11 protein-coding genes are annotated in these 11,892 nt (G+C 63.2%); 8 read left to right on the top strand and 3 right to left on the bottom strand.

The window, feature by feature from the left end; all coding sequences use genetic code 11:
• The first annotated feature begins 47 nt into the window (after nucleotides 1-47).
• The 7 genes from HZY77_RS10845 to HZY77_RS10815 all read left to right on the top strand — a co-directional run bounded on the left by HZY77_RS10845 (nucleotide 48) and on the right by HZY77_RS10815 (nucleotide 6,889).
• On the top strand, nucleotides 48-932 hold the full coding sequence (locus HZY77_RS10845) for a D-alanine--D-alanine ligase (protein ID WP_296820894.1): 885 nt from the start codon (nucleotides 48-50) through the stop codon (nucleotides 930-932).
• Entirely contained in the window at nucleotides 929-1,693 is a 765-nt protein-coding gene (locus HZY77_RS10840) for a cell division protein FtsQ/DivIB (RefSeq protein WP_296814569.1), read from the top strand. The genes HZY77_RS10845 and HZY77_RS10840 overlap by 4 nt, the downstream gene beginning before the upstream one ends.
• 12 nt (nucleotides 1,694-1,705) lie before the next feature.
• A complete protein-coding gene (gene ftsA / locus HZY77_RS10835) occupies nucleotides 1,706-2,941 on the top strand; it encodes a cell division protein FtsA (protein ID WP_296814566.1) in 1,236 nt (411 codons plus the stop codon).
• A 122-nt stretch (nucleotides 2,942-3,063) separates the two neighbouring features.
• The gene (ftsZ, locus tag HZY77_RS10830; protein WP_296634991.1) at nucleotides 3,064-4,212 is read left to right on the top strand and encodes a cell division protein FtsZ; all 1,149 of its coding nucleotides are present in this window, start codon (nucleotides 3,064-3,066) and stop codon (nucleotides 4,210-4,212) included.
• 270 nt (nucleotides 4,213-4,482) lie between these two features.
• Nucleotides 4,483-5,397 carry a UDP-3-O-acyl-N-acetylglucosamine deacetylase gene (lpxC, locus tag HZY77_RS10825; RefSeq protein WP_296814563.1) on the top strand — a complete coding sequence of 305 codons (915 nt, stop codon included), beginning with the start codon at nucleotides 4,483-4,485 and terminating at the stop codon, nucleotides 5,395-5,397.
• Nucleotides 5,397-5,579 (top strand): hypothetical protein, encoded by a 183-nt coding sequence (locus HZY77_RS10820; RefSeq protein ID WP_296661430.1) that lies wholly within the window; start codon nucleotides 5,397-5,399, stop codon nucleotides 5,577-5,579. Before lpxC ends, HZY77_RS10820 begins: the two co-directional genes overlap by 1 nt.
• Nucleotides 5,580-5,854: 275 nt before the next feature.
• Entirely contained in the window at nucleotides 5,855-6,889 is a 1,035-nt protein-coding gene (locus HZY77_RS10815; protein ID WP_296814560.1) for an OmpA family protein, read from the top strand.
• A gap of 142 nt (nucleotides 6,890-7,031) precedes the next feature.
• Here HZY77_RS10815 and HZY77_RS10810 read toward each other — a convergent pair whose 3' ends face one another.
• The 3 genes from HZY77_RS10810 to HZY77_RS10795 all read right to left on the bottom strand — a co-directional run bounded on the left by HZY77_RS10810 (nucleotide 7,032) and on the right by HZY77_RS10795 (nucleotide 9,088).
• Nucleotides 7,032-8,495 carry a sensor domain-containing diguanylate cyclase gene (locus HZY77_RS10810; protein WP_296814557.1) on the bottom strand — a complete coding sequence of 488 codons (1,464 nt, stop codon included), beginning with the start codon at nucleotides 8,493-8,495 and terminating at the stop codon, nucleotides 7,032-7,034.
• Between the two features lie 163 nt (nucleotides 8,496-8,658).
• Nucleotides 8,659-8,841, bottom strand: coding sequence for a hypothetical protein (locus HZY77_RS10805; protein ID WP_296814554.1), 183 nt, complete (start codon nucleotides 8,839-8,841; stop codon nucleotides 8,659-8,661).
• A 109-nt stretch (nucleotides 8,842-8,950) separates the two neighbouring features.
• Nucleotides 8,951-9,088, bottom strand: a complete 138-nt coding sequence (locus HZY77_RS10795; RefSeq protein ID WP_296814549.1) for a hypothetical protein — start codon at nucleotides 9,086-9,088, stop codon at nucleotides 8,951-8,953.
• Nucleotides 9,089-9,177: 89 nt separating this feature from the next.
• Here HZY77_RS10795 and secA point away from each other — a divergent pair, with 89 nt between their 5' ends.
• The gene (gene secA, locus HZY77_RS10790; protein ID WP_296814546.1) at nucleotides 9,178-11,883 is read left to right on the top strand and encodes a preprotein translocase subunit SecA; all 2,706 of its coding nucleotides are present in this window, start codon (nucleotides 9,178-9,180) and stop codon (nucleotides 11,881-11,883) included.
• Nucleotides 11,884-11,892: the final 9 nt, after the last annotated feature.

Genomic DNA, 11,892 nt, shown 5'->3' with positions numbered 1-11,892 from the left:
CTGTGAGCACGATCGTATCGGCGAAGGCATTCGGAAAAGTCGCCGTGATGCTGGGCGGCACGTCGGCGGAACGGCCGGTGTCGCTCAATAGCGGCGCAGCGGTGCTGGCTGCGCTGGCCCGACAGGGGGTCGATGCGCACGCATTCGATCCGGCGAACCGTAATCTCGGAGATCTCATCACAGGTGAGTTCGACCGGGTCTTCATCGCGCTGCACGGGCGCTACGGCGAGGATGGGTGCATGCAGGGCGCACTCGAACTGCTGGGCATTCCCTATACCGGCAGCGGCGTGATGGCGTCGGCCATCGGCATGGACAAGTGGCGTACCAAGCTGTTGTGGCGCGCCGCCGGGCTGCCGACGGCCGACTGGGACATTCTCACCGCGGCCAGCGATTTTGTCGCAGCGGAAAAGAAGCTGGGCCTGCCCATTTTCGTGAAGCCCGCCCGTGAGGGGTCGAGCATCGGCATGAGCAAGGTGACCGAGCCGGGTACGCTGAAGGCGGCCTATGAGACCGCCGCCGAACACGACACATTGGTGCTGGCCGAGAAGTTCATCGACGGCGCCGAATTCACCGTCGGCATCCTCGGCGAGGCCGCCTTGCCGCTAATCCGCCTGGAGCCCGCGAAAGACAAGGCCTTCTACGACTTCGAAGCCAAATACCTGCGCAACGATACCCAATATCACTGCCCGGCTGGGCTCCCGGAGATGCAGGAAATGGCGTTGCGGAAATTGGCGCTCGACGCTTTCCGCCTGGTCGGCGGGCGCGGCTGGGGACGGGTCGACGTCATGCTGGACAGCCTCGGCAACCCCTACCTGCTGGAGGTGAATACCTCGCCCGGCATGACCGACCACAGCCTGGTACCGATGGCCGCGCGCGTCGCCGGTCTGGATTTCGACGCCCTGTGCATGAAGATACTGGAGCAGACGCTGTGACGTCTCCGGAACTCGCTGCCCATCCGCTGTCGCAGGTCGCCCGTGTGCTGACCTGGGGCGCGCTCGGGCTGCTGGCCTACGGCGCCGCCAGTTGGGTGGCTGCGCAGCCGTGGTTCGCCCTGCACACCATCGAGGTGAAAACGCCGGTCGCGCACGTCACCGAGGCGCAGATCCGGCTGGTGGCGGAGCGGCAGGTGCGCGGCACCTTCTTCACCGTCGATCTCGAACGCGTGCGCAACAGCCTGGAAAAACTGCCCTGGGTGCGCGAAGNNCGCGTGGAGCGTCGCTGGCCCGATACGCTGGTGGTGTCGCTCACCGAACATGTGCCGCTGGCACGCTGGAACGACGATGCCCTGGTGAGCGAGACCGGCGAAGTGTTTGGCGCCGCTGTGTCCACCAAGCTGCCGCGCCTTGTCGGCCCCGAGGGCAGCAGCACCGAAGTGGTCGCGACGTACCGCCGCTATCAGGCGGCGCTGGCTCCCNTGGGCATGACGATAGACGAATTGCGGCTGTCACCGCGCCGCGCCTGGCGTGTGCGCCTCGACAACGGCATGCAGCTGGCGCTTGGTCGGATGCAGACCGACAAGCGGCTGGCGCGTTTCGTCGCCCTGTATCCGCGCCTGTTCGGCCCGCAGCCGGCAAAGGACGGGCAGGCTGCGGCCACCCCTCCCATCCCGCTGATGGTTGACCTGCGCTACAGCGACGGCTTCGCCGTGCGCATGCCGAACGGCGTGTCCCCTTTTAAATCGAGTGAAACATGAGTGCACTGCAACATGAGTAAGCCAAGAGATCCCAAAAACCTCGTCGTCGGTCTCGACATCGGCACGTCCAAGATCGTCTGCATCGTTGCCGAGATCAACGACGAGGGCATGCTCGAGGTCATCGGCATGGGCACGCATCCGTCGCGCGGCCTGCGCCGTGGCGTGGTGGTCAACATCGAAGCCACCGTCAACGCCATCCAGCGCGCGCTGGAGGAGGCCGAGCTGATGGCCGACTGCAAGATCCGCGAGGTGTACACCGGCATCGCCGGCAGCCACATCAAGAGCTTCAACTCGCACGGCATGTTCGCCATCAAGGACAAGGAAATCAGCCAGATGGACGTCGACCGCGTGGTGGAAACCGCGCGTGCGGTGAACATCCCGACCGATCAGCAGATCCTGCACACCATCCCGCAGGAATTCATCGTCGACGGCCAGGAAGACGTGCGCGACCCGCTCGGCATGAGCGCGGTGCGCCTGGAGGTGAAGGTGCACATCGTCACCGGCGCGGTGTCGGCGGCGCAGAACATCATCAAATGCGTACGCCGCTGCGGGATCGAAGTGGCCGACCTGGTGCTGCAGCCGCTGGCCAGCGCGATGGCGGTGCTGACCGAGGACGAGAAGGAACTTGGCGTGTGCTTGGTCGACATCGGCGGCGGCACCACCGACATCGCGGTGTTCACCAACGGTGCCATCCGCCATACCGCGGTGATCCCGGTCGCCGGCGACCAGGTCAACAACGACATCGCGGTGGCGCTGCGCACGCCGCCGAAGGAGGCCGAGGACATCAAGGTGCAATACGGCTGCGCCTTGCGCCAGCTGGCCGACGCGCGCGACATGATCGAAGTGCCCGGCATCGGCGACCGTCCGCCGCGGACGCTGTCCCGCCAGACGCTGGCCGAATTCATCGAACCGCGCATGGAAGAGCTGTATTCGTTGGTGCAGGCCGAATTGCGCCGCAGCGGATTCGAGGAACTGCTGTCGTCCGGCATCGTCATTACCGGCGGCTCGGCGGCGATGCAGGGCATGGTCGAGCTCGGCGAAGAGGTCTTCCACATGCCGGTGCGGATGGGTTGGCCGCGTTATGAAGGCACGCTGTCGGACGTCATGCGCAATCCGCGTTATGCCACTTGCATGGGCCTGTTGATGGCCGGCCTGGAAGCGCGCGGGCGCGATGCGCCGAAGTTGTCCAGCGGCAACTTCAAGGACATTTTTGAACGCATGAAGAGCTGGTTCAAGGGGAATTTTTGACGCCGTGCGAACGACGTTGAAACGGCATTTGGCGGTGGTGTCGGGTGTATCGGTACATCGAGGCAAACACGCCAAAGGATTTTCGAGTGTGGTTTTTGATTGGGCAAAAAGGAGGAAGCAATATGTTTGAACTGATGGATGTAGACACCCAGGACGCAGTGATCAAGGTCATCGGCGTGGGTGGTTGTGGCGGCAATGCGGTCGATCACATGATCAGCTCCGGGTTGAATGGCGTGGAATTCATCGCCATCAATACCGACGCGCAGGCGCTGAAGCGCAACCAGGCCAAGCTGCAACTGCAGTTGGGCAATGGCGTGACCAAGGGCCTGGGCGCCGGCGCCAACCCCGATGTCGGCCGCGAAGCCGCGCTGGAAGACCGCGAGCGCATTGCCGAACTGATCGACGGGGCGGACATGCTGTTCATCACCGCCGGCATGGGTGGCGGTACGGGCACCGGTGCGGCGCCGGTGGTGGCCGAGGTCGCCAAGGAACTCGGCATCCTCACGGTGGCGGTCGTCACCAAACCCTTCATGTTCGAAGGCAAGCGCGTGCGCGCCGCCAACGCCGGCATCGAGGCGCTGTCGCGCCACGTCGATTCGCTGATCATCATTCCCAACGAGAAGTTGATGCAGGTGCTGGGCGACGACGTCTCCATGCTCGACGCCTTCAAGGCCGCCAACAACGTGCTGCATGGCGCCGTCGGTGGCATCGCCGAAGTCATCAACTGCCCCGGCCTGGTCAACGTCGACTTCGCCGACGTGCGCACCGTGATGAGCGAGATGGGCATGGCCATGATGGGTTCGGCACAGGCCAGCGGCGAAAACCGTGCGCGCATCGCTGCCGAGCAGGCCGTCGCCAGCCCGCTGCTGGAAGACGTCAACCTCGCCGGCGCGCGCGGCGTGCTGGTCAACATCACGGCTTCCTCCACCGTCAAGATGAAGGAAATCCACGAGGTGATGAACACCATCAAGGGCTTCACCGCGGAAGAGGCCACTGTCATCGTCGGCCAGGTACTCGACGACACGATGGAAGACGCTCTGCGCGTCACCATGGTCGCCACCGGCCTGGGCAATCCCGTTGCCCGGCAGAACCAGAAGCCAATGCAGATCATCCGCACCGGCACCGACGATGCGCCGATGATGGTGAACGGCAACAGCGAGGAACTGCCCAGCGTGATGACCAGCCGTCGTAGCCGGACCATCCAGGCGATGACCGATTCCGGCATCGACACCCTGGACATCCCGGCCTTCCTGCGTCGCCAGGCGGACTGAGCATGGTTGTAGCCGCATACGATTCCGCATGGGCTTTAGCCCATAGCGGATCGGAGTCCTTTAGGGCTTTAGCGGCTTTACAACCACGGCCTGCTTGCGGGTAGAGCGGGGTTGTTGCCGCGTACGAGTCCACGAAGGGCTTCCGCCCATCGTGGATCGGAGTCTTTGCGTGGGGAATCCCATGCGGGGTGAACTCGTCTGCATGGAACCGGGTCCTATTCCCGTTTCATGTGTAGGGTTGCCCGTCGCGCGACCGGTTAAAATGGCGGAATGATCAAGCAACGTACTCTTAAAACGCCCGTCAAGGCGACCGGCGTCGGCCTGCATTCCGGCGTCAAGGTCGAGATGACCCTGCGCCCTGCCGGGCCCAATACCGGCATCGTGTTCAGGCGCATGGATCTCGACCCGCCGGTCGACCTCAAGGCCGACCCCTATCTCGTCACCGACACCCGGCTGTGCTCGATGCTCGAGTCCGGTCCGGCCAAGGTGTCGACCGTCGAGCATCTGATGTCGGCGCTCGCCGGCCTGGGGATCGACAACCTGTTGGTCGACCTGACCGGTCCGGAGATTCCCATCATGGATGGCTCCTCGGCGCCGTTCGTGTTCCTGCTGCAGTCCGCCGGCATCGTCGAGCAGGATGCGGCGAAGCAGTATGTGCGCATCACGCAGCCGATCGAGGTGAAGGACGGCGACAAATGGGCGCGTTTCGTGCCGCACAACGGCTTCAAGGTCGAGTTCACCATCGACTTCAAGCACCCCGTGTTCGACAAGAGCGGCAAGACCGTCAGCATCGATTTCGCCGACACGGCCTACACGAAGGAAGTCGCGCGCGCCCGTACCTTCGGCTTCATGCACGAGGTCGAGGCCTTGCGCAACAGCGGACTGGCGCTGGGCGGCTCGCTTGACAACGCCATTGTCATGGATGAATACCGCGTGCTGAACCAGGATGGCCTGCGTTATGACGACGAGTTCGTCAAACACAAGGTGCTCGACGCCATTGGTGATCTCTATCTGCTGGGTCATCCGGTCATCGGCGCCTTCGAGGCCTACAAATCAGGCCATGCGCTCAACAATGCGCTGCTGCGCGAGTTGCTGCGGCACCGGGAGTCCTGGGAATTCGTCAGCTTCGCGCATGAAGAGGAGGTGCCGGCCGCCTTCCTGCGCCTGCATCCGCTCACGGCCTGATGATCGTCATCCGGTTGCTGATCGTCGCCCTGCTCATTGCGGTGGCTGCGCTCGGGTTGGCCTGGCTGTTTACCGGCAATCGGAAATATCTCGGGTATATGGGCCGCGTGCTGCGTTTCGCGATCGTGTTCGGCTTTGTTGCCGCCTTGTTGTTTGTAGTGGAACGCGTGGTACTGAGATGAGCGACGATGTGGAAAAGCCACAGCCAAGGCATGGAATTGATGCTATAAAACAACGGAGTGTGCGGACCGTATCGAGTACCAAGCAAGGCGCATTCCGCGACGGCGCTTGCGAAAATCAGGGTGGAATGGCGTATTTACAAGGCCGCCGAGGCTATCCATACAAAACCCTGGAGGAGTAACATTGCGCCAGACCGCACTCCTGCTGATGGGAGAGCGCTAGCTTATTGTTGAAGATCCGTCCATTTTGAATCCCACAGATCCCAAGGAGTAACCCTATGCGTATCAAGACCCTGTCAGTCCTCATCGCCCTTGCCGGCGCGGCCCTGCAGGCGCACGCGGCGGACGACCGCCTCTACGTCGCGCCGACCCTGAACTACACCTTCTCCGACAACGATCGCCACGCCGACGACGGCTGGGGCGGCGGTCTGGCACTCGGCAAGCCCATCACCGAACACCTGAACATGGAGTTGTCGCTGACGGGCAGTTCGCTTGATTACAAGACCGGCAGCGGCAAGTACGACCTGTGGGGTCTGNGGGTCGACGCGCTGTATCTCTTCAACCGCGATGCCGACTTTACGCCCTACGGCGTGGTGGGCTTGGGCGCCTTGTACACCGACATCCCGGGCAAGCATGACACCGGCCTGATGGGCAATATCGGCCTCGGCATCATGAAGCGCCTGACCGACAATATTTCCCTGCGTGCCGACGCACGCTACCGCATGGATGGCAATTCCACCAAGGCGTTTGGGGCGAATGATTTCGGCGACGCGATCATCAGTGTCGGCCTGAACTTCGCCCTGGGCCAGAAAGCCCAGCCCATGCCCAAGCCGGAACCCGCGCCTGCCCCCGTTGCAGAGCCCGCGCCTGCCCCCATGCCGGAACCTGCGCCCGCCCCTGTCGCGCAGCCGGAGCCTGCCGCCCCGGCGCTCAAGACTCCGCAGGCGCAGCAGCTCGATCAAGCCAAGTCGGGCGATGTGGTGGTGATTCTGGAAGGCGTGAATTTCGAGTTTGATTCCGCCCGCCTGCGCCCGGATGCCATCACCATCCTTGACGAGGCCGTGACGGTGCTGAACCGCCGCAAGGACATCAGCGTGGACGTGGTCGGCCACACCGACAGCACCGGTACCAAGCAGTACAACCAGGGCCTGTCCGAGCGCCGTGCCAAGTCGGTGTACGACTATTTCGTCAGCAAAGGCATTGCCGCCGATCGGCTGACCACCAAGGGCTATGGCGAGACCAAGCCCATCGCCAGCAACGCCACCCGCGAAGGTCGTGCCAAGAACCGTCGCGTGGAGCTGGTCGTCAAGTAAGCGCACACCGCCGTACACGGAAAGGCCGCATCTACGGGTGCGGCCTTTTTGCTTTCATGGACGAGAGGTAACAGGCGCGGCTCGAGGTCGGCTGCCAAGCGGCCGGCCCGAATCCGAGTCCAGTGGCAATCTAATGATGACCCTAGACGCGCGGCGCCACGCAGACACGGTTGCGGCCGCCATGCTTTGCCGTATAGAGGCCGGCGTCCGCGCGGCCGATGGCCTGTTCGTAGGACTCTGCGCCGTCATACTGGCTGACGCCGATGCTGACGGTGACCGAGACCGGTTGTGCGTCGACGGCGAACTGCGTTTGCTCGATTTTCAGGCGTAGCTGTTCGGCGACATGCTGTCCCTGTTCGAGGGTGCTGCCCTTGAGTACGACGAGAAATTCCTCCCCGCCCCAGCGGATGGCGATATCCGACGCCCGCAGCCCTTTCTGAAGCGAGACCGCGACCTGGCTGAGGATGCGATCGCCGCCGATGTGCCCGAACCGGTCGTTGATCGATTTGAAGTGGTCGATGTCGATCAGCAGGATGGAAATCGGGCGCGGGTCGCGCCGGTATTCGGCGAAGGCCTTGTCGATCAGGATGCTGAATGCCTGGCGGTTGAGCAGGCCGGTGAGCTTGTCGGTAGCGGCCATGTCCTCGATGCGTTGTTGATACCGTGCAAGCGCGATATGGGTCAGGAACAGCACCAGCAGCGTAATGCCAAGACATACCGCGAGATTGACGTAAAGGGTCTGACGGATGTCGGCCAGCGCGGCATCCACGCCTTTNTCCACGAACAGATACCACTTGAGTTCGGGGATGTAGTTCACATTGAGCAGATGCAGGCCGTGACTGTCCCTGAACTGATAGGAGCCGGATTTTTCACGCAGGACGCGGTCGACGATGTCGCGCAGGCCCGGCGTTGCGCGCAGGTCGGTCTCCTGGCGTCCGGACTGGTTGCCGAACAGGACGGTCTTGCCGTGCGCATCCACGAAATAGATGGTGCGCTGGAAGCGCTGCTGGTAATTCGAGATGAGGTGGCGCACGGCATCCACAGTGAGCCCGACGCCGGTGGCGCCGAGAAAGCGGCCGTCGAAGTCGAAGACACGATAGTTGACGAAGATGGTCAGTGCATCCCGGTTGGCCAGGTCGGGGTCGACATTGATCTCGTAGGGTTCCGACATGGCGCGCACCCGGTAGTACCAGACGTCGCGGGATGCCTTCGGCGACACCTGCTTCAGGATGCCCTCGCCGGTGTAGTAGTTGGTGCTGCGCTCGGACACGAAGAAGCTGCTGAATGCGCCGTAGCGCGTTTTGATCTCCTGCAGATAGCGAGCCATGGCGCCGACGTCCCGCTCCCCGCCCACAACCCAGTCGCGCAGGAAGGTGTCGTGCGCCATGGTCGACGAGATGAGCACGGGCCGCACCAGGTCCTTCTGGATTTCCGAATAGATATTGCTCGATGTAAGCGGCAGTTCCTGGGCGACGATGGCAGTCAGGATCGCCTGTTTCGACACGTAGTAGCTGCTGAGCGTGGTGGCGAAGAAGCCGGCTGCCAACAGGATGCTCAGCCACAGGAGCAGACGCTGGCGCTTGAAAATACGGTGTGCTGAATACATATACGGGAGAAACAGGACGCGCGCGATTTTAGCAAACACCCATGCAGGGCATGGGGTCAATGAAGGCAGTATGACATCGGCCGGGCAGTTTTCGACGAGCGCGCAATATTGAGTTCAACGCGCACGATAGAACGCACGTGGCTGGTGGGCCAAGCGAGCTTGATCAGGTTTTCCGGTGGTGGCGCAACAGTTTGTCCAGGGCGTCCTTCAGTGGACCGGCCTCGATTTCCGCATTGAGATGCGCCAGTCCCTCCAGTGCGGCGGGCGGCAGGCCGGTCTTTTCGACGGGATGGACATAGCGCGCAAGCAACTCGGGGTTGACGCTGACGCGTATCGCCGTCGCCATGATTCCGTGCTTGTCGAGGCTGGCAATCAGCGCCTCGGTCTGGTGGCGCAGGCGGCTGGCGACGGCGCCGCTGTCGCAGGCGAGGCTTAAAGGCCGTTTTCCAGCTGCATCACGCGAACGTGCCCGGCCAGCGCAGCGGCAGGGAACGATCGAGCGCGGCCTGGGTCTTCAGCAGGGTCCGGGCGCGTATGGCCAGGCCGTTCGGCAGTTGACTGGCGAGCAGGTCGGCCAGGCTCGAGGCGCTCATGCGCGTGACACGCCGGCGTCACGGGATGCCGGTCCCGCTATGTTAAGATTCAACGGTTTACCGCGTCCTGCGGGCATTTCGGATTCCTCATGCTGCAATCTGTATTCAAGAAAGTCTTTGGCAGCCGCAACGACCGGCTGGTCAAACAATACCTGCAAAAGGTGAAAGCGATCAATGCGCTGGAGCCGGCGATGGAGAAACTGTCAGACGCCGAGCTGGCAGGTAAGACAGCCGAATTCAAATCGCGGCTCGAAAACGGAGAGACGCTCGACAAGCTGCTGCCGGAAGCCTTCGCCGTGGTGCGCGAATCCTCCCGCCGCGTGCTTGGCATGCGCCATTTCGACGTGCAGATGGTGGGTGGCATGGTGCTGCACGACGGCAAGATCGCCGAGATGCGCACCGGCGAAGGCAAGACGCTGATGGCGACCTTGCCGGCCTATTTGAACGCGCTGGCAGGCAAGGGCGTACACGTGGTGACGGTGAACGATTACCTGGCCAGCCGGGATGCGGAGTCGATGGGCCGGCTGTACGGCTTTCTCGGTCTGACCACCGGCGTCAACATGTCGCAAATGCCGCATGACGAAAAACAGGCCGCGTATGCCGCCGACATCACCTACGGCACCAACAACGAATACGGCTTCGACTATCTGCGCGACAACATGGTCTACCAGATGGAGGAGAAGGTGCAGCGTCCGCTGGCCTTCGGCATCATCGACGAGGTCGACTCGATCCTGATCGACGAGGCGCGCACGCCGCTGATCATTTCCGGGCAATCGGAAGAGAACACCGCGCTGTACCAGCAGGTCAACCTGGTGCCGCCGCGCCTGATTCGCCAGAAGGACGAGGAATCCGAGGGCGACTACTCGGTCGACGAGAAATCGCGTCAGGTGCTGCTGTCCGAAACCGGGCATGAAAAGGTCGAGGACATTCTCACCGAGATGGGGCTGCTGCTGCCCGGCGGCAGCCTCTACGACGCCTCCAACATCATGCTGATGCACCACGTGTACGCAGCGTTGCGTGCGCACGCGCTGTATTTCCGCGACCAGCACTACGTGGTGCAGAACGGCGAAGTCATCATCGTCGACGAGTTCACCGGCCGCCTGATGAGCGGCCGCCGCTGGTCGGAAGGCCTGCACCAGGCGGTGGAAGCGAAGGAGGGTGTGGCGATCCAGAAGGAAAACCAGACCCTGGCGTCGATCACCTTCCAGAACTACTTCCGCATGTACCAGAAGCTGTCGGGCATGACCGGCACGGCGGACACCGAAGCCTTCGAATTCCAGAGCATTTACGGTCTGGAAACCGTGGTCATCCCGACCCACCGGCCGATGATCCGCAAGGACGAGCACGACCAGGTCTACCGGACGGCCAAGGAACGCGACCAGGCGGTGATCAACGACATTCGCGCGCGCAACGCCAATGGCCAGCCGGTCCTGGTCGGCACCACGTCGATCGAGGCCAACGAACATCTGTCCGCCGAACTGACCCGGGCCGGACTGCAGCACAACGTGCTGAACGCCAAGCAGCACGCCCGCGAAGCGGAAGTGATCGCGCAGGCTGGCATGCCCGGCGGCATCACCATCGCCACCAACATGGCGGGCCGCGGCACCGACATCGTGCTGGGCGGCAGCATCCAGAAGGAAATCGACGCGATCCGCACCGACGAAGCGCTGTCCGACAGCGAGAAGGACGCGCGCATCGCCGCGCTGAAGGCCGACTGGCAGCCGCGCCACGACGCCGTGGTGGCGGCCGGCGGCCTACACATCATCGGCACCGAACGCCACGAGTCGCGCCGCGTCGACAACCAGCTGCGCGGCCGCTCCGGCCGCCAGGGCGACCCCGGCTCGAGCCGCTTCTTCCTGTCGCTGGAAGACCCGCTGCTGCGCATCTTCGCGTCCGACCGCGTCGCCGCGATCATGAATCGGCTGAAGATGCCCGAGGGCGAGGCCATCGAGCATCCCTGGGTGACGCGTGCGATCGAGAACGCGCAGCGCAAGGTCGAACAGCGCAACTTCGACATCCGCAAGCAGCTGCTCGAATACGACGACGTCTCCAACGACCAGCGCAAGGTGATTTACGAGCAGCGCAACGAACTGCTGGCGAGCGCCGACATCGGTGATACCGTCCGCGCCATGCGCGACGACGTGCTGGACCAGACCGTCAGCCTGCACATTGCGCCGGGCAGCATGGACGAGCAATGGGACGTGGCGGGCCTTGAAAAGTCGCTGGTGGCACAGTTCTCGCTGGACCTGCCGCTGCAGCAATGGCTGGACGAGGACAAGACCCTGAACGAAGAGGGGCTGCGCAAGAAGATCCTCGAAGCCGCCGACGCGATCTATCGGGAGAAGGAAGCCCTGGTCGGCGGCGACGGCCTGCGCCAGTTCGAGCGTGCGGTGATGCTGCAAAGCATGGATACCCACTGGCGCGAGCACCTGTCGGCGCTGGATCATCTGCGCCAGGGCATCCACCTGCGCGGCTATGCACAGAAGCAGCCGAAGCAGGAATACAAGCGCGAGGCGTTCGAACTGTTCTCTGCCATGCTGACCGCGATCAAGACCGAGGTGACGCAGATCACCACCACCGTACAGATTCGTGCGCCCGAGGACGTGCAGGCCGTCGAGCCGCACGAGCCGTCGAACGTCCAATTCCAGCATACCGAGTACGACGAGGGCCAGGACTTTGCCGAAGTCGATCAGGCCGCGGCTGCGGGCGAGGGCTATCCCAAGGTCGGCCGCAACGATCCCTGCCCGTGCGGTTCGGGCAAGAAATACAAGCAGTGCCACGGCCGGCTGAACTGAGGACCCGCC

The organism is Thiobacillus sp., assembly GCF_013693775.1.
Classification (GTDB): domain Bacteria; phylum Pseudomonadota; class Gammaproteobacteria; order Burkholderiales; family Thiobacillaceae; genus Thiobacillus.
The sequence above is the reverse complement of the archived record's forward strand: the minus strand, read 5'-3'. Positions and strand labels throughout refer to the sequence as shown.

Excerpts from the sequence above, each read along its gene's own strand:
- HZY77_RS10845 (WP_296820894.1), top strand. The coding sequence starts at position 48 with ATGCTGGGCGGCACGTCGGCGGAACGGCCGGTGTCGCTCAATAGCGGC.
- ftsA (WP_296814566.1), top strand. The coding sequence starts at position 1,706 with ATGAGTAAGCCAAGAGATCCCAAAAACCTCGTCGTCGGTCTCGACATC.
- ftsZ (WP_296634991.1), top strand. The coding sequence starts at position 3,064 with ATGTTTGAACTGATGGATGTAGACACCCAGGACGCAGTGATCAAGGTC.
- lpxC (WP_296814563.1), top strand. The coding sequence starts at position 4,483 with ATGATCAAGCAACGTACTCTTAAAACGCCCGTCAAGGCGACCGGCGTC.
- HZY77_RS10820 (WP_296661430.1), top strand. The coding sequence starts at position 5,397 with ATGATCGTCATCCGGTTGCTGATCGTCGCCCTGCTCATTGCGGTGGCT.
- HZY77_RS10805 (WP_296814554.1), bottom strand. The coding sequence starts at position 8,841 with ATGGCGACGGCGATACGCGTCAGCGTCAACCCCGAGTTGCTTGCGCGC.
- HZY77_RS10795 (WP_296814549.1), bottom strand. The coding sequence starts at position 9,088 with ATGAGCGCCTCGAGCCTGGCCGACCTGCTCGCCAGTCAACTGCCGAAC.
- secA (WP_296814546.1), top strand. The coding sequence starts at position 9,178 with ATGCTGCAATCTGTATTCAAGAAAGTCTTTGGCAGCCGCAACGACCGG.